General features: G+C 54.7%; 18 protein-coding genes. All 18 read right to left on the reverse strand.

The features are described 5' to 3' along the window. Window positions 1-36: 36 nt before the first annotated feature. Complete coding sequence (locus PT275_RS03065) at window positions 37-1,560, reverse strand: hypothetical protein (protein ID WP_277152218.1); 1,524 nt, start codon at window positions 1,558-1,560, stop codon at window positions 37-39. A gap of 55 nt (window positions 1,561-1,615) precedes the next feature. Next, on the reverse strand, window positions 1,616-3,082 hold the full coding sequence (locus PT275_RS03070; protein WP_277152220.1) for an AAA family ATPase: 1,467 nt from the start codon (window positions 3,080-3,082) through the stop codon (window positions 1,616-1,618). 75 nt (window positions 3,083-3,157) lie between these two features. Beyond that, window positions 3,158-3,850: an orotate phosphoribosyltransferase gene (gene pyrE, locus PT275_RS03075; protein ID WP_277153637.1), complete on the reverse strand. Its 693-nt coding sequence runs from the start codon at window positions 3,848-3,850 to the stop codon at window positions 3,158-3,160. A gap of 151 nt (window positions 3,851-4,001) precedes the next feature. Next, complete coding sequence (locus tag PT275_RS03080; protein WP_277153638.1) at window positions 4,002-4,958, reverse strand: dihydroorotate dehydrogenase; 957 nt, start codon at window positions 4,956-4,958, stop codon at window positions 4,002-4,004. A gap of 38 nt (window positions 4,959-4,996) precedes the next feature. After that, complete coding sequence (locus PT275_RS03085) at window positions 4,997-5,818, reverse strand: dihydroorotate dehydrogenase electron transfer subunit (RefSeq protein ID WP_277153639.1); 822 nt, start codon at window positions 5,816-5,818, stop codon at window positions 4,997-4,999. A gap of 68 nt (window positions 5,819-5,886) precedes the next feature. Continuing rightward, a complete protein-coding gene (gene pyrF, locus PT275_RS03090; RefSeq protein WP_277152222.1) occupies window positions 5,887-6,966 on the reverse strand; it encodes an orotidine-5'-phosphate decarboxylase in 1,080 nt (359 codons plus the stop codon). Between the two features lie 98 nt (window positions 6,967-7,064). Beyond that, a complete protein-coding gene (locus tag PT275_RS03095) occupies window positions 7,065-8,582 on the reverse strand; it encodes a dihydroorotase (RefSeq protein ID WP_277152224.1) in 1,518 nt (505 codons plus the stop codon). A gap of 131 nt (window positions 8,583-8,713) precedes the next feature. Then, entirely contained in the window at window positions 8,714-9,133 is a 420-nt protein-coding gene (locus PT275_RS03100; protein WP_277152226.1) for an aspartate carbamoyltransferase regulatory subunit, read from the reverse strand. Continuing rightward, the gene (gene pyrB / locus PT275_RS03105) at window positions 9,133-10,089 is read right to left on the reverse strand and encodes an aspartate carbamoyltransferase (protein ID WP_277153640.1); all 957 of its coding nucleotides are present in this window, start codon (window positions 10,087-10,089) and stop codon (window positions 9,133-9,135) included. The genes PT275_RS03100 and pyrB overlap by 1 nt, the downstream gene beginning before the upstream one ends. A 328-nt stretch (window positions 10,090-10,417) precedes the next feature. Continuing rightward, window positions 10,418-13,609: a bifunctional [glutamine synthetase] adenylyltransferase/[glutamine synthetase]-adenylyl-L-tyrosine phosphorylase gene (locus PT275_RS03110; protein ID WP_277152229.1), complete on the reverse strand. Its 3,192-nt coding sequence runs from the start codon at window positions 13,607-13,609 to the stop codon at window positions 10,418-10,420. Between the two features lie 57 nt (window positions 13,610-13,666). Continuing rightward, the gene (locus PT275_RS03115) at window positions 13,667-14,518 is read right to left on the reverse strand and encodes a methylenetetrahydrofolate reductase (RefSeq protein ID WP_277152231.1); all 852 of its coding nucleotides are present in this window, start codon (window positions 14,516-14,518) and stop codon (window positions 13,667-13,669) included. A 79-nt stretch (window positions 14,519-14,597) separates the two neighbouring features. After that, window positions 14,598-16,937: a 5-methyltetrahydropteroyltriglutamate--homocysteine S-methyltransferase gene (gene metE / locus PT275_RS03120; RefSeq protein ID WP_277152233.1), complete on the reverse strand. Its 2,340-nt coding sequence runs from the start codon at window positions 16,935-16,937 to the stop codon at window positions 14,598-14,600. Between the two features lie 167 nt (window positions 16,938-17,104). Beyond that, entirely contained in the window at window positions 17,105-17,353 is a 249-nt protein-coding gene (locus PT275_RS03125; RefSeq protein WP_277152236.1) for a hypothetical protein, read from the reverse strand. Between the two features lie 48 nt (window positions 17,354-17,401). Next, window positions 17,402-18,520, reverse strand: coding sequence for a tRNA (adenine-N1)-methyltransferase (locus tag PT275_RS03130; protein ID WP_277152238.1), 1,119 nt, complete (start codon window positions 18,518-18,520; stop codon window positions 17,402-17,404). Between the two features lie 85 nt (window positions 18,521-18,605). Then, the gene (locus PT275_RS03135) at window positions 18,606-19,463 is read right to left on the reverse strand and encodes an ATP-binding cassette domain-containing protein (RefSeq protein ID WP_277152240.1); all 858 of its coding nucleotides are present in this window, start codon (window positions 19,461-19,463) and stop codon (window positions 18,606-18,608) included. A gap of 124 nt (window positions 19,464-19,587) precedes the next feature. Next, on the reverse strand, window positions 19,588-19,761 hold the full coding sequence (locus tag PT275_RS03140; protein ID WP_277152242.1) for a hypothetical protein: 174 nt from the start codon (window positions 19,759-19,761) through the stop codon (window positions 19,588-19,590). 117 nt (window positions 19,762-19,878) lie between these two features. Beyond that, window positions 19,879-21,102: a glycogen synthase gene (gene glgA / locus PT275_RS03145; protein ID WP_277152244.1), complete on the reverse strand. Its 1,224-nt coding sequence runs from the start codon at window positions 21,100-21,102 to the stop codon at window positions 19,879-19,881. A gap of 64 nt (window positions 21,103-21,166) precedes the next feature. Further along, window positions 21,167-21,619, reverse strand: a complete 453-nt coding sequence (locus PT275_RS03150) for a tripartite tricarboxylate transporter TctB family protein (RefSeq protein ID WP_277152246.1) — start codon at window positions 21,617-21,619, stop codon at window positions 21,167-21,169. Window positions 21,620-21,624 lie beyond the last annotated feature (5 nt).

Genomic DNA, 21,624 nt, shown 5'->3' on the forward strand with positions numbered 1-21,624 from the left:
TAATACTAGATAAAACCATACTCCGTACATAGGAACTTAATCGTCATATCTAGGATTTTCGACTAACGCCTCCATTGATATCGCGTTGCGGAAATTGTTTTCAGATTCCTTCATCTTGTTCTTGAAAACCTGATAATCGGTCTCGCCTTGCGGAATCCGAAAACCTATTTTGTGGACCTGTACTTTAGGATTGCGTTCTTTAAAAAGAATATCGGATCCACCGATGTCTGATCGCAGTGTGAAAGTCGAAATATCAGGTTTTTCGGCATCGGCTTCGTTATCAGATTGATGAGATGAAATCGGATACCAATATTGCCCTGTGTTCGCCTCAAAACGGAACATGTAGGACAATAACTGCTGATAATCCCTTCCTCCAACGTTGTTTTCGGGCTTGTATTTCGCGTCGGCAACCATAATAGACGGATAATCCTGGCCGCGACTGCGGTCAATCGCGAGAAAATCAGGGAATATCGGTCCTTCCGCTTTGTCGAAAAAGTATTGTCCGCCGGTTTTCGCTTTGTTTCGAGGGTGCAGAAGTTCAAATTCCATCTCTCCCTCGCGGCAGACCAGATTGAGATATTCCTCCCAAAGCCATGCACAATCGAAAAGAACCCCGAAAATTTTTCCGGAACGTTTGTCTTGCGGAACGAAACCCCTGTTCTGCAAAATAGCGATGCAAATACGCTGCAGAATACGATAATTATGGAAATAAGGCTTGTCTACAGGATGGCGGAGATTCCAGGAGATGATGTCGCGTCGCTCGGATTTGGCATAGCGCGTAGTCACGTAACGTACGGTGCTGGCATCGCTTCTGATCAATTCCGAATAGTTCAAAACACTGTAGCCAAACGAACCCAAACCCGCAATATATTCAATCGTGTGACGGATAAGCTCGGTTACGTTGTTATCGACGTCAAAAGGTCTCGTCGAGTATGCGATGTGGCCGGAAAACGGGATGTCATCGCGGATGTAACGAGGAATGTCAATGACGCCTTTGGGACGGGAATCATCGTATTCACGCCGCATGTAGGCTTTATAAACGCCCTGAGCAAGCGCATGATGCAGATAGAAAGGAAACAGCATGATCAAGATCTGTTGCCAGCTTTTATTCGCAGAATTAGTGAAGTCGAGATTCTTTACCACGTTTACATGAAGCACTTTAGAAACAAGGTAACTGAATAGATAATCCTTATCAAAGGAGGAAGGTTCTCCATTGGCTTTTCCCCCAAAGCGCGTGGTTATTGTCAGACAATCAGTTTTCTTATGTTCCGAGTCGAATTTACCCAGAACACCTACTAGATTTGCGGTACCGTAGTAGCTGCCGTTCCCTATCCAATGCTGGATTACATATTGGCGCGCATCTATGTCCTTTTGGCCCTCCATATCGTTTCCGAAATTCAATATATCGTTTTCGGCAACAAGGTCTGTAACGCTCATATCGATAAGATCCCTTCCTAGAGAGCTTTTAGGAAGATTCTTATTCTGATCGGCAATTGGAGAATTGTCTTTCAACTGATAGAGCTGGAATTCCTTATTCACTGTTTCACTGGAAATGTCCATCGACTCTCCAACTTTTCAAAAATCTGAATCCGCATATTCAGGCAATATGCCATTGTCAATCGTTGCCCGAATGATCATCTGATTGGGGCGCGTTTTGCTGATTATTTTTAATATTGGCGGAGTTCGAATCGGAATTGCTTTGGGAATTGGATTCAGCGCCATCATTTGATTTCTTGATTTCTGCAACAGCATCATCGAAAGCACCTTTGACTGCTTTGAAACTCTTTGAGGAATCATCCATGCCGCGCAGATACTCATGAATCAGAGGTCCGATCTTATCATTCCAAAGGTGCGTATACACTTCTTTCTCGTCTGAGTCTCCAATTTTTGGATCGACAACATCCAAGAAATAACTGGCACCAATCTGGTAATTCTCATCGAGGAAATTCGGGCTCGCGATTTTGTCGTTGACCGCTTCCATCACGGTTTTTGCGTTTTCACTATGCTTCTCATCACCACATAGCATGAACTCGGATTTTTCAGCGGTTATTTCGATGAACGTAAACCGTCGACGCATCGCGAAGTCAAATGAGTCAACGCTGCGGTCGATATCGTTCATTGTGCCGATGATATAGAGATTCTCCGGGACATAGAACTTCTCATTGCTATCCAGCCCGCCCCTCTTTTTGAACTCACTACCGTGAAGATTGCGATACTGGGTATCGATGCTGCCGCTTTCACCGCGATAATCAGGATCGACACTAAAGAACAATTCACCGAAGATCTTGGAGATATCGCCGCGATTGATTTCGTCAATCACGATGACATATTTTTGAGGGGCTTGCTCAGTATTAGCGCAACTTTCCCACTCACGCCGAGCCCTATTGGCGATTTCCATAAATGTGCCAGGGTAGAGCTCGAAGGACATCTCTTTATGACCAGGATTATCGGAATTCTCAGACGAAACCGGTCTCAACCCCTCAACGAAATCAGTGTAGTCATAGCTGGGGTGAAATTGCACAAAAGCGAATTGGTCACTGCCATTCAGCTTTGTACCTGAAAGCTTTGTCATCCTCTCGGCAATTCTTCTGGCCATATAGGTCTTTCCCGTGCCAGGCGCACCATGAAAAATGATGTTGTGCACGCGCTTAAGCATTTCAACGTATTTGTCTATCTGCGCTTCCATTGAATCTTCCCCTCCATTGGATTGATTCGCAGACTGCTTAGTCCACTCGAGAAATCGACCATAGTCATTTACTGCAGCACGAAAATTGGAACTACTGTTTTTCGCTTCCACACTGCCCATAATCGCCTTATCTTCGTTTATTTCCCTATTAATTGCTTCAAATTCCAGTGGCTCAGAATACTGGAAAATGGATTCCTTTGCTTTGTTAGCCGCAGAACTATTTCTTTTCAATAAAAATTTTTTGAAACCCTGTAATCTCTTAGTGAGATTATGGCTACGTTTCGGGTTATGCCCGCGAACTCGAAGATCTCCCTCCAGCCACTTTTCAAAGTGGTCTTGTCTCGCTTTTATATCCAAATCTTCGTTGATTGCAGCAGCTTTCGCTTGATCACTCATGAATATGCTTCACCTTCTTCAAGATATTAGTGTATCTTGTGACGCTGGTTATTTGTTCAAGCATTGACCAGATGTTTAGGCACCATACTTCGCAAGATAGTCGTTGGCCCGTTCTTTGAGAGTTTCGTCGAGCAACGGTTTGCCGTCGGTGGTGACCATGCGGGAGGCGGCGGCGAAAATCTCACGAACGTTGGCGATGGAGAGGACCGGGAAACCGAATTCCTGCTCGACCGATTTGACGGCGGAGATGCTGGAATCCTTGGTCTTTTCCATGCGATCGACCGAAAGCACCAAACCAACGATATCGACGTCTGCGGCGGACTTGAGCTTGGGAACTACCTCACGGACGGCAGTGCCGGCGGTCATCACATCATCGACCAGCAGGACCTTCATGCCGTCTTTGAGTGGTGTACCGACCAAGATACCGCCGTCTCCGTGATTCTTCTTTTCCTTGCGATCGAAGGTGTAGCCGACTTCCATGCCATGCATGCTGGTCAGGGCGATGGCCGTGGAAACCGCGAGCGGGATGCCCTTGTAAGCAGGGCCGAAAATCGTAGCGATATCCTTGGGAAGGGTGCCATCAGTAATGGCCGAGGTGATTTTTTCGGCGTAGAACGCACCAAGCGTGGCGATTTTGCGTCCGTCATTGAATGCGCCGGCGTTGATGAAGTAAGGTGATCGTCTTCCGGATTTCAACGTGAAATCGCCGAATTTCAGCGCTCCCGATTCGAGAAGGAACTCGGTGAAACGCTGGTCGATCGGGGTCATAAATGAATTACCCGTTTGCTCTGGATTGTTTCCCTTATTGGTCATCATTGAATCTTCCTTTTCATGTCTTACATCTTGTCTATTTATATCTCATGTTTGCATTAAACGCGGCGGCATGGCGTTCCGAACGACGTATTCAGCGCAAACTTAATCACCAGGTCTGGCCCTTTGCCAGCTTCGCGGCTAACTCGGGGCGGAAATCGAGCAAATCGTCGAGTTCGCGGGCCACGCGCATCGGAGCGGTCGGGTCGAAAAGCGCTGCTGCGCCGACTTCAACCGCATTGGCACCGGCGTAGAGGTATTCCAATGCCTTCTCCCCCGAATCGATGCCACCGATGCCGATAATCGGAATGTCGGGAATGGCCTGACGCACGCGCCAAACGAAACTCAGAGCAATCGGGAAGATGGCGGGGCCGGAGACGCCGCCGGTACGGTTGGCGATGATGGGCTTTCCCGTGTTGATGTCGATGCGCATGCCGACCAGCGTGTTGATAAGGCTCAGCGCGTCCGCACCGGCGTCCACCGCTGCATGGGCGATCTGGACGATGTCGGTGACGTTTGGGGAAAGCTTGACAATCATCGGCTTGCTGGTCAGTGCCCGCAAATGCTTGATAAGCCTGCTCAAGGCTATCGGATCAGTGCCGACGATCATGCCGCCGTGGCTGACGTTCGGGCAGCTGACGTTGATTTCCAGCATATCGGCCTGAGAATCCGCAAGCTTGGCGACGACCTCGGCATAGTCTTCGTCGCTGTGGCCGGCGACGTTGGTGATGACGGTGGCGCCGAGTTTTTTAAGACGGGGCAATTCATCAACAAGATAATGGTCGACGCCGGGGTTCTGCAAACCGACAGCATTGACCATTCCGGAAGGCGATTCGGCGGTGCGCGGCGCAGGATTGCCTTCCCACGGAACCGGCGAAACACCCTTGGTGGAAATTGCGCCAAGTTGGCTGACATCGTAATAGTCGCCGCATGCGTCAAGCTGGAAGGTCCCTGAGGCCGTGCCGACCGGGTTCTTCCATTCCGTTCCGGCGACGATGGTCTTGTGGCGCCATTCGTGCGGCTCAAGGACGTTCATTGCCTCGTTCTGTCGTGTCTGTTCGTTCATCGCAGCGGTTCTTTCGTTGGTAGCATCGGTCATCGTGCTCACGCCTCCCAGCCAAGTTGTTCGGTGGTGAAAACGGGACCGTCCTTGCATACTTTCAACCTGCCGTTCGGCGTATCGACCACACAGGCCACGCACGCCCCATACCCGCAGCCCATACGGGCCTCAAGGCTGAATTGGGCGGGAATACCACGGACACTTGCCCAGGCCGCAACTGCTTTCATCATCGGCGTCGGCCCACAGCAAAGGATGACCGGCAGCTGCTCGGACGCCTTGAGCTCGTCTTCAATCGAATTCAGCAAATCGATGACGTTGCCGTCCTTATTGCTGATGCTATGCATGCACTCGGCGTAAGGCTTCACCAACTCGTCCGCGAAATGAACGTCACGGTAACCGAAAACGGAAGTGACGTATGCAGCTTCACCACCGTCAGCCAGTGTCTGCGCCGCATAAAGCAGCGGCGGAATGCCTAATCCTCCGCCGACCAACACATAGTTGGCCCACCAAGCGCTGAAATCAAAGGGCTTGCCGAGAGGACCGAGTACGTTGACGGTGTCGCCGGCCTGCAACCGCGAGAATTCGCGCGTTCCGGCACCGACGATCTGATAGATGAGGGTCACGTCATCGTCCTCGACTCCGGCCACGCCGAACGGGCGAGGCAGAGCCATCGTGGCATCGACGGGATAGAGATTCACAAACTGTGCCGGCTTCACGGTTCGGGCGACATAAGGGTCCCGAATGACCAGTTCGTAGACACCTTCAGACAGCACCGACGTCGAAACTACCTCATCGGTGCGTCTTCCCGGCTTTCGTCCGGCTGCAGCGGCTTGTCGTTCGATGGTTTCCGTGGTGAGTGTGGGCATAAAAGCAGTTGCGCTCATGTCTCTCCTTCTGAAATTCTGTCAATTGATAAGTTTAAAAGTTATGATTATCAGTGCAGGGCTTTTCTCAAGTCGTCGCGCATCGCGATGGCTGAGGCTCGGGCACTGCGCCCTACCAAGTCAAGCGCTTCCTCCTTGGTCATTTCCTCGCGGTACTCCCCCGACTTCTTCCACGCGCCGATGATGCCACGAGACGAGTTGACGATGGCACCACGTCCGTTCTTGTCGAACATCTGTACGGCATCGGCGGCGGTACCGCCCTGTGCTCCGTAGCCGGGAACAAGGAAGAACGTATGTGGCATACGTTCGCGCAGTTTTCGGCCCTGTTCAGGATGGGTCGCCCCGATCACAGCACCCAGCCGCGAATAGCCATACTTCCCAACCGAATCAGCGCCCCAACCTTCCACGAGGTCAGCGACATGCTCGTACAGCCTGTCGCCATCGGCAAGTTCGAGTTCCTGAATCTCCTTGCTGGATGGGTTCGAAGTGCGTACGAGCGCAAACACGTCCTTGTCGGTTTGCTTGGCCGCGTCGGTGAATGGGATGATGCCATCGGTGCCGAAATAGGGATTTACGGTAACGGCATCCTCGCTCCACGGCTGGCCATTGCAGTCGTCTTTCAGAGAATTGACGCCGGTCAGATGCTTGGCGTACGCGGCGGCGGTCGAACCGATGTCACCTCGCTTGATGTCACCGAGCACATACAGTCCCTGCTTCTGCGCATATTCACAGGTCAAACGGTAGATATCAAAACCGATGGGACCGTATGCCTCATACATGGCGATTTGCGGCTTGACGGCCGGCACGATGTCTTTCACGGCGTCGATGATGGCGCAGTTGAACTCATAGAAGCCTTCAACGATCTCGGCACCCGGATCAGCCTGTTCCAAGGCATCTTTCGCAGCCTTGATCTTGGCTTCCATGCCATCGGCATTGTCGATTGAAGCCAGAACTCGCTGATCTCCAGGACTGTTGCTGCTCCTCAATCCTTTAATGAATGCCTCGAGATCCTTCTCGCTGAATTCGATCTCCATGGTGAAAGCCTGCGGAGGCACCAGCGCCTGTGTAGGATCCAACCCGACGACGCTGGGATTGTCTTTGGCTTCGATTGCCTCAATCAGTCGATCCATTGTTTGCCTCGTTTTCTAGGTTTTCTAAACTGTTCTGTTATGGATTATCACAGTTATTTTAACTGTTCTACTCATTTATATATCAGTTGGGATTTCGCTTAAACTGCCCTTGAGCTGTCTTCTTTACTCCCGGAGCCATTCGATAACCTGCTAAACACCAGCTTTGAACCGATAATCGTGGCCATCGGCCTGCCGGTGAGTTTCCAGCCGTCGAACGGGGTGTTGCGCCCTTTGGAATGAAACTTTGAAGAATCCACCGTCCATTCGTTGTGGGTATCGATCAACGTCAGATCGACATTTTCGGGGTGCTCGACCTTGCTCAGATCCAACGTCCGTTTCGTCGCGCACTTCGCCGAGGTGTTGAGCAGCATCGCGACATCAGTCGGTGTGTGGCCCATCAGCCGTTCCGGTTCCAAGGACATAAGCTCGATCAACCGTTCGTCACTGATGGCACCGCCCTCGACCAAGACCTTGCGGCAGACACCATACGCACATTCCAATCCGATAATGCCGTTTGGCGCATCAGCCAAGCCGGAAGCTTTTTCGGCGGCGGTATGCGGAGCGTGGTCAGTGGCGATCATATCGACGGTTCCGTCTGCAATCGCGGCAACGGTCGCACGCCTGTCCGCCTCGCTTCTCAACGGTGGGTTCATCTTCGCCATCGCACCATATTTCAATATATCCTCGTCGCATAGCGCCAGATAGTGCGGCGCCGTCTCGCAGGTGATCGGCAGTCCCTCGGCTTTGGCCTTACGGACAGCATCGAATGCACCGGCCGTCGAGACATGCTGGAAGTGGATGTGGGCACCTGTTCGACGCGTCGCCTCGATATCACGATCGACTATCGCCAGTTCGGTTTCGGCCGGGATACCGGCAATGCCGAGTTTCCTGCTGACAGCCCCGTCGTTGATGGCACCGGAATCGTGATGCTCGCAATGCTCCAGCACCGGCAGTCCTGTCGCCTTCGAGTCGGCAAGCACTGCGTCGAGAATCTGGCCGGTTATTGCCGAGCCGTCGTCGGTAATCGCACGCAACGGATGTTCCAGAACGGGATTATTGGAATCATCCGAACCCTCGCTCGCGTCTGTTTCCAAATTATCAGAATGCGATGATTGCCCAGCACAATCCATGAATCTTACATAATCATCCGGCTGAGTCGGCAGTTTTCCGGCACGTCCCAGCGACGCGCAAACGGAAAGGTCATAACGGACCGGCAGTTTGACGTTGTGCAACTGCTCATAGCGTTGCAGATAATCGAGTGTGTTGACGACGCCGACTTCTTCGAGCTCGTTGCCATCGTCAACGACATCCTGGATATTGACGTCACGCCCGTCGGCTGCTGGCAACGTATTCGGCATGATAAGCACCCGTGTGTAGCCTCCGGCAGCAGCAGCCTGAGAACCGGTGACCATCGTTTCCTTGTCGCGCTGTCCGGGGTCGCGGAAATGCACATGCGGATCGGCAAGCCCCGGAGCAACAATCAACGATGAACCGTCGATGTCACCGGCAACGACAGCACCCGACTCAGCGAGCAGGCGTCCCCTGTCGATTTGCGGGATGATGAGGTCGACGCGTTCGCCGGTGTCCCATACCGCTATGTCATGAATGGTCAGCATGTGCATTCCGTTCTGTCAATAATCACTTATCTACTTATGTGACCCTGCTTGGTCTACCTTACCAACCAAACACTTTTTGTCCGTGCCAAACTTCAATTCCGACAAAAAATTTAGGCCGTGGCCAAGCTTTTCTATCGTTCCGCTTCCTCGTCGCAATAATCACAGCGATATTCGCGACGTTCAGCATTGGCCAGATGGAAGCGCTGTTCCAAGCCGGTTTCCGAGGTAGTCACGCAGCGCGGGTTCTTGCACGAAATCACGCCGACAAGGTGCTCCGGCAGTTCGGGCTTCGCCTTTTCGACGATCTTGCCGCCACGGACGATGTTGACCGTGGCGTGCGGAGCGATGAAGCCGAGCGCGTCAAGATTGACGTCTTCGATATCCTCGAGCTTGATGATGTCCTTAGCCCCCAGCGCGTGGCTGCTGGCATTCATGATGAGTGCGAGTTTGGTGGTTGCGGGGTCCACCTGAAGATAATGCAGCACGGTGAGGGCCGTGCCTGCGTCCACATGGTCGATGATGATGCCGTTGGTGATGCTTGTGACTTCCATCAGGCCAGCACCTCCTTGTTCTCGTCAAAACCGGGCAATTTGTCACCAAGCACGGAGCTTTCCAGCGCCATGCGCATCAGCATGCCGCGACGTACCTGTTCGAAGTAGGCGGCGCGTGGGTCGTCGTCCACGTCCTTGGCAATCTCGTTGACGCGTGGCAGCGGGTGCAACACGGCCATCGTCGGTTTGGCAAGTTTCATCTTGCCTTCGTCCAAGATGTAAGTGTCGCGCAGACGTAGGTAATCGTCCTCGTTGAAGAACCGTTCCTGCTGGACGCGGGTCATGTAGAGGACATCGAGGTCGCCGATCACCGCCGAGAGGTCTTTGGCTTCGACGTATGAACAGGTCGGGCTCTGGTCGATGCGATCGAGCACGTATTGCGGCGTCTTGAGCTCGTCGGGGCTGATCAGCACGAAACGGATGTTGCCGAAACGGCAAAGTGTGGAAATCAGCGAATGAACGGTGCGACCAAAGGTCAGATCGCCGCAAAGGCCGACAGTCAGATTGGTGACGCGGCCGAATCGGGCCTGAATGGTGGACAGGTCGGCCAACGTCTGCGTGGGGTGTATGTGCCCGCCATCGCCGGCGTTGATAACCGGAACGTCTGAGGATTCGGCAGCTACCAGCGCGGCGCCTTCCTTGGGATGGCGCATAGCGATAAGGTCGGCATATTGCGAAACGACCTTCACCGTGTCGTGAATGGTCTCTCCCTTGGTGGCAGAGGAAAGCTGGGCTCCGGCGAAGCCGATGACCTTGCCGCCGAGCCGGAGCATCGCAGTTTCGAAACTCAGACGTGTGCGCGTGCTGGGCTCATAAAACAAAGTGGCCAACACCCGGCCATTGCAGGTGTTCGCCACTTCTTCGCGATGAGAATCAATATATTGCGCTTTGTCAAGCAATAACCGAATCTCGGAAGTCGGTATATTGTCCAACGTCACCACGCTGGAACCGACCAATGATGATCGCTGAACCCCATCAGTGGGATTTTTCGTAGGTTTTTGTGTTATCGACATCGGCTCACCTTTCTTCAACCAAGGTGGCCACTTCGTGTGACCATTGACAAGATACCCGCACACGGCGACAGTGACGACCAATAGATGTATCACTGCCATATGTCGAAATTACCGGTATCCGCTTACTTGGAATGTGCCAATCGTTGGCATTGCGCCGTTATCTGGTTTATCAGAAAGCAATTTCGCAGAAATGTGTAGTACACGCCGTTCGTGAGGCAGATACAGCATTATCCTGATCGTTATCGCTTCTCCGTCACTTTACATATGCTTTCTACAGCCCGTAGAACAGCCGTTCCATCACCTCACGGCAACGACGCATCACGGCCTGTAGGTCGTTGCCGAAGTACTGGCCGCGATTGGCGTCGTAGCCCAAGAACGTCGCCACGCCCCCGAGCCCGTAGAAATCCGTCGGCAGCACATCGGCCTGCGAGAGCCTCGCACCCCAGAGATAATTGCCGTTTCGAGCGGCAGTGAGCATGTTCCATGCCTTGCGCAGCACGTCGGCGTCACTGGCATTGATATAGTCCAGATGCTCGAGCTCGCCAAGTGCCTCCAGAGTGGAATTGACGCGCAGGCTCTCGTTCTCCCCGGCATGCTCAAGCTGTAAAAGCTGAACCGTCCATTCGACGTCGGAAAGTCCGCCGGCACCGAGTTTCAGATGCTGGTTGCGCTTGACGCCGTGGGGCAGGCGTTCCGCTTCCATGCGTGCCTTAAGTTTGCGGATCTCGCCGATCTCATCGCCTGTCAACGGCCGATCCATGTAGCGCAGCGGATCGACCAGCTGGGAAAGGAAATCCTCTGCCAATTGCCGGTCTCCGGCGGCGTAGCGCGCCCGCAGCAACGCCTGACGCTCCCAAGTGCTGTACCACTTGGTGTAGTAGTCGCGGCACGATTCGTACGAACGAATCAGCGGACCGTTCTTGCCTTCGGGGCGCAGGCCGAAATCGAGGTCAATCTTCGGTTCGAGACTGGCCGGACCCTGCAGAATGTTGCGAAGATCGGCCACCACATTGCGGGCGAATGTTGCAGCGGGTTTCTGCGAATCTTCGCCGTCCGCATTATTGTCATCTGACATTGGTCGATACATCATGATGATATCGGCGTCGGAACAGAAGTTGACCTCACGCCCGCCGTAGCGCCCCATGGCGATGACGCTGATGGCCACAGGCGCCGCGTCCAGCCTCATTTCGGTACACTGATGTCGAATGGACCATTGCAAGGCCGCATCGATTGCAGCATCGTAGACGTCGGTCATGCCGCGCAATCCGGCATCATCGTCAAAGACGCCGGAAGTCCATCCCAAGCCGATGCGCTCGATCTCATGACGGCGCATCGCACGGATTGAGGTGGCGAAATCATTCATATTCTCCGCGTAACGGGCAACTGCCGCCTGCGCCCGGACGTCAAGGCTTTCGCGTGTACGGGGCTTGAGCATCTCATCGTCGCCAAGCCACGTCACCGATTCGATGGACTGATTGAGTGAATCCCCCAACAGCCTTGAATTGGATAAAATATGGCACAATCTAGTGAGCGCCTGCGGCGAATCACGCAGGAACCCCAGATACTGGCTTCCGCTGCCGAAACGCTCCTCAAGCTTTCGCCACTGCAGCAGCCCCATGTCGGGGTTCTGCCCCTGCGCCAGCCATTGCAGAATCGAGGGAAGCAGGATTCGGTTGATTTTGGCCGCGCGGGAGACGCCTTTGGTCAACGCCTCGACGTGACGCATCGCGGCGTCGGGATCGGCGAAACCGATGGATTCGAAGCGCTCGCGGGTCGCCTTATCACTTAATGTGACTTGATCATCATCGAGCTGGGCATTGATGGGCAACATAGGGCGATAGTAGATATCGGTATGTAAGCGACGCACCTCGCGACGAACCTTGTCATAGCGGTCGACCAACTGATCAGGCAGCAAACCGAACGTTCGTGCCATTCGACGCAATTCCGGATTATCGTCTATCGCCCGCGGATCGGCGTTACGGACGATGTCAAGTCCACCTTCATTGGTTTTGCCAAGATCCGGGAATAGATGCGTGCGTTTGAGCTCCCACATCTGCGCCCGATGCTCCAATACTCTTTCGAAACGATAATCCTCATCAAGCTTGGCTGCTTGCGGACGGGCGACATATCCTCCCGCGGAAAGCGCCTGCAACGCGCCAAGTGTGGAACGGCCACGCAACGATTCGTCGGAGCGGCCATGGACCAGCTGCAGCATCTGCACGGTGAATTCGACATCGCGCAGTCCGCCTTTGCCGAGTTTGATCTCCCGATCACGCAGATCGGGTGCGATGTTGTCTTCGACACGCCGCCGCATCTTCTGGCAATCATAAACGAAATTATCGCGTTTTGATGCCGACCAGACCAGTGGCTGCACCATGTCAAGATACGACTGTCCCAATTCCCCGTCGCCGGCGACCACACGTGCCTTCAAAAGCGCCTGAAACTCCCAGTTGCTGGCCCATTTATCATAGTAGACACGGCAGGAATCGACCGTGCGCACCAGCGGACCGTCCTTGCCTTCAGGACGCAAAGCCGTGTCGATCTGCCACAGCGGCGGCATATCGACTCCCAGCATCACCGACTGGCAGATCTTCTGCAACATGGTTCCGATTTTCGTGCCGATACGTGTCAGTGCTACGCCGTCGATTTTTTCCTCACTGTCACCGGCAGTTTTCGCTTCGACGATATACACAAGGTCGCAATCGGAGACATAATTCAATTCCTGGGCCCCGAGTTTGCCCATGCCGATAATGGTGAATCCGCAATGCTGGCTGCCGTCGACCTGCGTTCTGGCAATGTCAAGCGCGGCACCGATGGCGGCATCCGCGAGGTCGGAAAGTCTGGCGCTGATCTGCGGCTGGATTTCCACCGAATCGGCTGCTATCGTGTCCTCGGCCATGATGGCCGCCAGCTGAAGATAATAGTTCTCACGCAAGGCTTCCACAGCGGCCGTCATACGTTCATTGGCTGTCGCCGTATCCGACTGCTGCGACGCACTTGCCTTGACTGCGTCCGACATATGCGTGATGCGCTCGGCTCTGGTAAAGTCGAGACTTCCGCAAGCGTCGCATGCAGCCGCCGACACCAGTTGGGAATGTGATCGCATAAGTCCGCCCATGGCATCGGAAGCCCCGAGTACGCAGATGAGTCGGGACAACGCTTCCGGACGATGAATCAGATCTATCAAACCGGCCCCGGCCTCACCGGATTGCCGGCCGCTGAACCGGTTTTGCTCAGAATCAGCAGATTCGCCACCGCCATCGGCATAGATTTCTGCCAGATGCTTCAGGGCGACATCAGGGTCACAAGCCTGTTGCAGCGAATCGAGCACCGTCTGCAACGCCTTATTGTCAAAACCAAGCGCACCCAAACGCGCGAACCGATCGCGCGCATCCCCCAGATTCTGCACCCCTGCATGAATCAGGTCATGGGTCGTGATTTCGAATTCCTTGGAAGCATCCATAATCCCAATCTACAACCGGGTCACACTTTTGTCAGGGTGTTGACCGTCGAAACGAACCTATTCGACGACATTGAACAGGGGTTCCACGTTGGTCCAAATATGACGCGCCAACGCAGGACGGTTCATCGTGTAAAGGTGAATGCCATCGACGCCGTGCGCCACCAGATCGGAAATCTGCTCGGAAGCATAATTGATGCCGGCCTGCTGCAAGCAAGGCAAATCGTCACCCCAACGATCGACCATACGTTGCACGGCGGGTGGAATCTTCGAACCGTTGCGCTTGGTCATGTTGTTGATTGATTTTACAGTACGCACAGGCATGATACCGGCCTCAATCGGCACGTCAATGCCCTTGGAACGCGCCAAATCGAGGAAGCGATAGAAATCCTCGTTGTCGTAGAAGAGCTGGGTGATGAGGTGGGTGACGCCGGCGTCCACCTTCTTTTTAAGGTTGTCAACATCAACATCGAGACACGAGGCCTCGAGATGACATTCCGGGTAGCAAGCGCCCATGATCTGCATATCGGGATCATGCTCACGGATATAGGCGGCGAGGTCACTGGCGTGTTCGAAGTCACCGCAAGGTTCGTTGCCTTCGACATAATCACCTCTCAACGCCAGCACACCGAAGACCCCTGCCTTACGGAAAAGGTCCAAAGCTTCATCCACCGTTGCCCGATTGCTGTAGAGGGCGGTCAGATGAGCTACGACCGGGATGCGATAGTCGTAGTTGATGGTGTGGGCGATCCTCGCCGTCTTGACGCGATCCGCATGAGTGCCATGGCGGTAGGTGACGGAAATAAAATCGGGGTTCAACCCTTGAAGTCCGTCAAGCGCATCATAGATGGCACCTACCGGGGAGTGCGGCCTGGGCGGGAACACCTCAAGCGAGAAAATCGGCGAATGCATGGCTGTCTCCTATGACAAATCGTGTGGCCGGCATCGTTTTGCTGATGTCGGCCACACATTGATCTACTTGAATATCGGTTTAGTGTTGCGCGGCTTGCGAACCGTTCGCGATTTCGGCGCGAACCGTCTTGGCGGCCTCGACCATGTGTTCGAGGCTTGGCCAGGTCTCCTCGTTGCCGCGGGTTTTCAGTCCGCAGTCTGGGTTGATCCAGACACGGCTGGCGTCGGCCTTCTTCAAAATCGCGTGGATGCGGTCGACCAGTTCCTTGGTGGACGGGATACGCGGCGAATGGATGTCATAGACGCCGGGGCCAACTTCAGTCTCGAAGTGAGCATCATGGATGGCGTCGAGCACCACCAGATCACCGCGGGAGGCTTCGAACGAGATCACGTCGGCATCCATGTTGTCGATGTCCTTGATGATGTCATTGAACTCGGAGTAGCACATATGGGTGTGAATCTGCGTGGTCGGCTTGACGGCCGAATGCACCAGGCGGAAGGCGGGAATGGCCCAATCGAGGTACTTCTTGTGCCAGTCGGAGCGGCGTAGGGGCAGCTTCTCGCGCAGCGCGGCCTCGTCGATCTGAATCACCTTGATGCCGGCGGCCTCGAGGTCGAGCACCTCGTCGCGGATGGCAAGTGCCAGCTGCTGGGTCTGCAGCTCGTTGCTAATGTCCTCACGCGGCCAGGACCAGTTGAGGATGGTCACCGGACCGGTAAGCATGCCCTTGACGACGTGCTTGGTGCGGCTTTGTGCATATTTGCTCCAACGCACGGTAATCGGCTCGGCACGGGAGACGTCACCCCAGACGATTGGAGGCTTGACGCAGCGGGTGCCATAGGACTGTACCCATGCGTTCTTGGTGAAGAGGTAACCGTTCAAGTGCTGGCCGAAGTATTCGACCATATCGTTGCGCTCGAATTCGCCGTGGACCAGCACGTCAAGGCCGATCTGTTCCTGATGGGCAATGACCTGGTCAATCTGCCCGGCGATGAAATCGTCGTAGGTCTTCTGGTCAATCTCGCCCTTGCGAGCCTTGGCACGCATGGAACGGATCTCGCGGGTTTGCGGGAAGGAGCCGATGGTGGTGGTCGGCAATTCCGGCAGGTTCAGTTCCTCGTGCTGCAGCTTCCTACGCTCGGCGCGGGCCGGCTGACGCACGAAGTCCTTGTCGGTCAAGGAGGCGAGACGCTTGGCCACAGCCTGATCGGGTGCCACTCGGCTGCCATCGAACAAGGCCTGATTGGCAGCGAGAATAGACGAAGACTTGCGAGCAGCATCGTCGGCGTCCGCCAGTTTGGCCACATCGACGAGTTCTCCGAGCTTCTGAACGGCGAAAGCGAAATGCTTGAGCACTTCCGGCTTCAGTCCGGTTTCGCCTTCCGTACTGAACGGTACGTGCAGCAGGGACGAGGCGGTGGATACCGCAACCTTATCGGTTTTGGTTTTCAATGCATCAAGCAGGCCGAGGCTTTGCGCGTAGTTGTTGCGCCAGATGTTACGGCCGTTGATGACACCAGCGAAAATCGTGGTGTTCTCGGCGACACCGTACTTTTCGACGGCAGCGAGGTTCTCGTCGCGTCCCTCAATGAGGTCGAGACCGACACCGTCGAACTCGAAGAGGTTGACAGTCTCGTAAATGTCGGCGATGTTGCCGAAATAGGTATTGAGCAGAACCTTGACGTTCTTGCCCTCAGCGGCGGAACGCGCCGGCAGGATGGCGGAGTATAGCGCCTTGAAGAGTTCGGTGTCGCCGTCTTCCTTGTCGAGCACCAGATACGGTTCATCCAACTGCACCCATTGTGCGCCCAGCTCGGCGAACTTGCGCAGGACCTGCGCATAAACCCCGGAAACCGCGTCAACCAGTCCACGGTCCAGTTCCAGCTCCTCAGCCTGCGGATTGCGGGCCAGTTTAAGGAAGGTGTAGGGGCCAATCAGCACTGGCTTGGTGAGGATTCCCTGCGCTTTGGCCTCGTTGAATTCATCGAACGGCTTGGTGGAATTGAGTTTGATCTGGGTGGAGGCGTCAATTTCGGGAACCAGATAGTGGTAGTTGGTGGTGAACCACTTCTTCATCGGCAGTGCGGTGACGTCGCCTTCCGGACCCTGATAGCCGCGACCCATGGCGAAGAGCGTATCTTCCGGATTTTCGAAGGAAAGACGGCGATAGCGCTCAGGAATGACGTTCAACAGGATCGCAGTGTCGAGCATCTGGTCGTAATAGCTGAAATCGTTGCTGGGAATGAGGTCAACGCCGGCATCAGCCTGCAGCTTCCAGTGGTCGACGCGCAGCTGCTTGCCGGTCGCGCGTACGTCATCGAGGCTGGACTTGCCTTTCCAATAACCTTCGATGACTTTCTTCAATTCTCGGTCGCGCCCGATGCGCGGGAAACCGGAAACCGATGTGAGAGCTGACATGATTCCTCCAAAGATTGACAAACGACTAACGAAATCCTATCAAAGTTTCACGTTCAAAGGGCATCAAGCCACTTAGGGTGTCGTTATCAATATTATTTATATACTCTGTTCAATGTTTATAACAAACTTCTCAGATAATCTTAGAACAAAGAGCCTCTAAGAGTTCCCTACAACATGCCGGCCGCCATACGACACCAATCGACGAATGCCTCCCACCAGGGTTGCGCGACTACCCACAACGGATAGGCGAACCACAGCAACGCGAAAACGGCGAATACACGGGCGATCGTCCTTGTACGGCGTGAATAGCCGTGTCTTCGTTCATGCACCAACCTAACCAACAGCACAACGAAAAGCACGAGCACAATCAGTGAGAGAACCGGTTGAAACAACAGAAAATACGCCAGTCGATCCACACACCCGCCTTCACAACCCATCATGGCCGGTCTCCGTTCAACGATTCGTCATATTTCGCGCAACTGGTCGCCGAGGTCGCGCAGGACCTTGCGCAGCTTGCGGTCGGAAATGTCGCGCAACTCAAGATCGGCCAGGCGGGACTCACGTTCTTCATCAGTGAGTGAATCGATGTCGGTGACGGTGTCTTTGGTGGCGCGGTCGCGTTTGTGGAGAGCCTCAAATCCGGGAGCCATCGCACGGGTGACGATGAGGAAACCGGTATGGCCGATCATCTGGTGGTCGGGACGCACGGCAAGTCCCTGTGCTTTCCAAGTTCGTTCGAACGTTTCCTGCACCTCCGGTTCCATCCAGCAACCGACCTCACGCAACGCCTCGCAGAATCGCGACATCTGCGTGGTTGTGGTGATGTAGGCGATCAGCACGCCGCCGGGAGCGATGACCCGATACGCTTGTTCTAAACGATTCCATGGGTCTAGCATATCGAGCACGATTCGGTCGAATGGTTGAGGCACAAAACTGGAATCCGAACCATCCGTACCATCTGAATCCGAAGAGGACTCGGACTGGATATTTTCCGCCAATTTCCCGGCAACCGTATCAAAATCACCGGTTAGCAAATCCCACCATTGCGGGCGCTCGCCGTAATAGAGCGTCGCGTTGGCCTCGGCTATTTTGGCGAATTCCGGGCGCATTTCGATGGTGGTCAGATGACCTTGCTCCCCCACGGCCTCGAGCAGATTGAGGCTCATCGCGCCACTTCCGGCACCGGATTCCAACACATTGAGGCCAGAGCGAATATCGCCGAGCTGAATGACCTGCGCAATGTCTTTCGGGTACATGATCTGCGCACCGCGCGGCATCGAAAGCACGTAATCCGCGAGCCGAGGCCGCATCACCACGTAATCCCAGCCGCCAATGGCCCGAGCGGCCTTCCATGGCTTCGGTTTGTCGTGACCGGGAGTGCCTCCACTTGTTAACGCCTCACGCTTGGAGGTGACGGTAGTGACGACGATGCCTTCGCTGGAACCGATGATGTCGTCGTGAAGGATAATGCCGTGATCGGTTTGCGTGGAACCGCCAGCGACAAGCTGATCTGTGATCTTTTTGCCCTTACGGTCTGTGAACTGAACCTTTTCACCCGTTTGCAACGCGCCGCGTCTTGGCATACCGCATTCACTCTTTCCATCGGAAACGATACCTACTGGGACTTATGGTCTCATATCATCTCGATGAAGCGGAAATCGTGCCTTTCTAGTTTTCGACGGCGTATGCCGACCAACGTCCCTGATCATGAGTTACTTTCAGCGGCAGACCAAAAATGTGGCTCAGACGTTCAGCGGTGAAGCCGTGCTCGAGGTCACCGGTATAGATGATGGTACCGGGCTGAGGATCGGCCCCGGCGACGTTGTCGGCATGGGCGTCGGTCTCGTTGCCGGCCATACGCCCCATGATAGCGACATGGTCGAAACCCTGCGGGATTTCTTCAAGCCGATGCGTCACCAGCAGTACCGTACGGTCGGTGTCGTGCCGGCCAATATCGCTCAGCGCGCGCAATGCCAACTCCCGACCGCCCAAATCCAAACCGGTGGTCGGTTCGTCGAGAATCAGCAGATCTGGGTCGCCCATGAGCGCACGGCAAATCAGGACACGGGTGCGCTCGCCTTCGGAAAGCTTGAACATCTGCTTGCCTTCAAGGTATTCAATGCCGAACATCGCCATAAACCCACGGGCCTTGTCGTAATCGGCCTTCGTGAACTGTTCACGCCAACGGCCGGTGGTCGCCGTCAACGCGGTCAAAACGACATCGAGCGGATCCTCGTCATTGGGGAACGAACGCGACAATTCCGCAGAACTCAGACCTATCCGATTTCGATAGGAAAAGACGTTGACCTTGCCAAGTCGGTTACCGAGAATGTCGACGGTGCCGACCGAAGGAAACCCACGCGTCGCCATCATCGCGACAAGGCTGGATTTGCCGATGCCGTTGGGACCGAAAAGCACCCATTTCTCGCCGCGTTTAAGGTCGAGGTTCACGTCGGTCAGAATGACGCGACGGCTCCTACGAAATTCCACATTGGTCAGTTTCAGCGCCGAAACAACTTCACCCATTCCTCATCCCTTCGTCATCATCACGTTTGACGATAATCTTCAAATTATGTCGTATTTATCGAGACTAATCCGACAAAAACGTGACGATGAACTTCATTCCACAATATGACGAAAGCGCGGCGAATCAGGTGAGGAAACTGGCCACCAAAAGAATCACGGCCAGGAAATACAGGCAGCAACCCACAACAATCTTGAACGTATGGAACGCCCGACTTTTGCCGAATGCCGCAGAAAGGCAGAGCACAGTCGCCACAACGGCGATGACGGCTATACACCCATACAGCACATACTGGAACATGTCGTACCTTTTCTGTTTAACGATTCGAATTTGTCGGTAGTCGTGACGATTGTGAACCCATCATAACCGCGCTATCTCAATCTAACATTCTGCCGGTCCATGACCAAAATACGGTCGTCAACGCAAAACCTGTCGATACACGTCCATGGTCTCATCGGCGATACGTTCCCAGCTGAACCGGTCGCGGGCACGCTTATAGCCCGCCTCGCCCATCTGCCTGGCTTGCTGCGGATCGGCCATGAGGCGATCGATCGCCGCTGCCATATCGTGCACGAAATCATCAGGATGAATCGGCGTACCGCTGCCGTCATGTTTCTGGTCGATCGGGACCAGATAACCGGTGACGCCATCGACCACAACCTCGGGAATCCCTCCGGTCGCGCTGGCAACCACCGGCAGACCGCAGGCCATGGCTTCAAGGTTGACGATGCCCAACGGCTCATAGATGCTCGGGCAAACAAACGCATTACAACCATGTTCAAGGGCGTTGAGCTCGGGACGGGGAAGCATCTCTTCGATCCAGATGACGTTGCCGCGCTCCTGCTCAAGACGTGCGAAAGCGGAACGCACCTGGTCGCCGAGCTCTTTGGTATCGGGCGCTCCTGCACACAGGACAACCTGAATGTCCTTGTCGATCAGATCGATGGCATCGAGCAGGTAGGGCAAGCCCTTCTGCCGCGTGACGCGACCGACGAACAGCAACGTGGGCTTGCTGCGGTCGATATGATACCTCTCGAATACTTTCCAACCCGAATCGTCGGGTCCCGGAGTCGTAAAGTCGGCCATGGTAATGCCGTTGTGGACCACTGCGATCTTGGCTGGGTCAATGGACGGATAGGCCGTAAGAATATCCTGTTTCATCCCACCGGAAACCGCGATAACACGGTCGGCATGGGTGAAGGCGTCACGTTCGACCCAAGAACTCAGGTTGTAGCCGCCGCCGAGTTGATCGCGTTTCCATGGACGGAACGGTTCGAGGCTGTGAGCGGTAACGACCAGCGGAATTTCATGCAACTGTTGGGCCAGTCTTCCCGCGAGGCAGGCGTACCAGGTATGGGCGTGGACGATGTCGGCATCGACATCGTTCGCCATCTGCAGGTCGACTCCGAACGTCTGCAGCGCGATATTGTCTTGTGACAATTCTTTCGGGACGTCATAACCGACCACGCGCAGATGGCCGCCAGCAACTTGCGGAATCTCATCGGCCATCCTCGGTCCGTCAAATGCGCGCACCGTCACCTCGGCGCGTTCGGCGAGGACCTTGGAAAGCTCCTCGACATGTACACCTGCCCCGCCATAGATATGCGGCGGATACTCCCGGGTCAACAAATCAATATTCATACGCGTCAAATCAGCCTTAATTGCTTCGCTTTGCAATGTTGGTCACTTCGGGATGCAACCACTATCAAATGGCGGTCCCGTTGGAATCGAGATTGGGATTGTGTCGGTAGTCCCCTGCCGTGAAGAACAGGCTCAGCACACCGACAACGAACACGATGGAAACGGTCAGAATCAGCCACATCGGGTGCTTTGGCACCCACATCAGAACCGCAAACGCGATGCCAGAGACGATAATCAGAACCCAACTGAAAATCCTGAACCACTGGTGCAGCGAGTGCGGGGCCTTGACGACCTTCGGGTCGCTGTAGTTCGGATCGAGGTTCTCATCTTTCGGCGAGAGTTTCTCGGCCTTGGGCGTCCATTCGGCACCACCGTTTTCTTCGAGACGACGACTGCGCTCCTGCAACGAATACTCGTCGACCAATCCCCCGCGACCACGGTTCTGTGGCTGATTTGGTTGCGGCACTCCCTGGCGGCTTCGCTTAGCTTGGGCTCTGCGTTCGGCGCGATTTGGCATCTCGA

It is taken from the genome of Bifidobacterium sp. ESL0745 (assembly GCF_029433335.1).
Taxonomy (GTDB): Bacteria; Actinomycetota; Actinomycetes; order Actinomycetales; family Bifidobacteriaceae; genus Bifidobacterium.

What these genes read in the sequence shown, in the direction of transcription:
- PT275_RS03085 (WP_277153639.1), bottom strand. Translation starts at nt 5,818, where the DNA reads ATGCCCACACTCACCACGGAAACCATCGAACGACAAGCCGCTGCAGCC.
- pyrF (WP_277152222.1), bottom strand. Translation starts at nt 6,966, where the DNA reads ATGGATCGACTGATTGAGGCAATCGAAGCCAAAGACAATCCCAGCGTC.
- PT275_RS03140 (WP_277152242.1), bottom strand. Translation starts at nt 19,761, where the DNA reads ATGTTCCAGTATGTGCTGTATGGGTGTATAGCCGTCATCGCCGTTGTG.
- metE (WP_277152233.1), bottom strand. Translation starts at nt 16,937, where the DNA reads ATGTCAGCTCTCACATCGGTTTCCGGTTTCCCGCGCATCGGGCGCGAC.
- PT275_RS03110 (WP_277152229.1), bottom strand. Translation starts at nt 13,609, where the DNA reads ATGGATGCTTCCAAGGAATTCGAAATCACGACCCATGACCTGATTCAT.
- PT275_RS03095 (WP_277152224.1), bottom strand. Translation starts at nt 8,582, where the DNA reads ATGCTGACCATTCATGACATAGCGGTATGGGACACCGGCGAACGCGTC.
- PT275_RS03115 (WP_277152231.1), bottom strand. Translation starts at nt 14,518, where the DNA reads ATGCATTCGCCGATTTTCTCGCTTGAGGTGTTCCCGCCCAGGCCGCAC.
- PT275_RS03130 (WP_277152238.1), bottom strand. Translation starts at nt 18,520, where the DNA reads ATGCCAAGACGCGGCGCGTTGCAAACGGGTGAAAAGGTTCAGTTCACA.
- PT275_RS03065 (WP_277152218.1), bottom strand. Translation starts at nt 1,560, where the DNA reads ATGGACATTTCCAGTGAAACAGTGAATAAGGAATTCCAGCTCTATCAG.
- PT275_RS03070 (WP_277152220.1), bottom strand. Translation starts at nt 3,082, where the DNA reads ATGAGTGATCAAGCGAAAGCTGCTGCAATCAACGAAGATTTGGATATA.
- PT275_RS03135 (WP_277152240.1), bottom strand. Translation starts at nt 19,463, where the DNA reads ATGGGTGAAGTTGTTTCGGCGCTGAAACTGACCAATGTGGAATTTCGT.
- pyrE (WP_277153637.1), bottom strand. Translation starts at nt 3,850, where the DNA reads ATGACCCCGATCGACCAGCGTTTCACCGAGTTCCTTCTCGAATCGGGA.
- PT275_RS03080 (WP_277153638.1), bottom strand. Translation starts at nt 4,958, where the DNA reads ATGAACGAACAGACACGACAGAACGAGGCAATGAACGTCCTTGAGCCG.
- PT275_RS03100 (WP_277152226.1), bottom strand. Translation starts at nt 9,133, where the DNA reads ATGGAAGTCACAAGCATCACCAACGGCATCATCATCGACCATGTGGAC.
- PT275_RS03150 (WP_277152246.1), bottom strand. Translation starts at nt 21,619, where the DNA reads ATGCCAAATCGCGCCGAACGCAGAGCCCAAGCTAAGCGAAGCCGCCAG.
- glgA (WP_277152244.1), bottom strand. Translation starts at nt 21,102, where the DNA reads ATGAATATTGATTTGTTGACCCGGGAGTATCCGCCGCATATCTATGGC.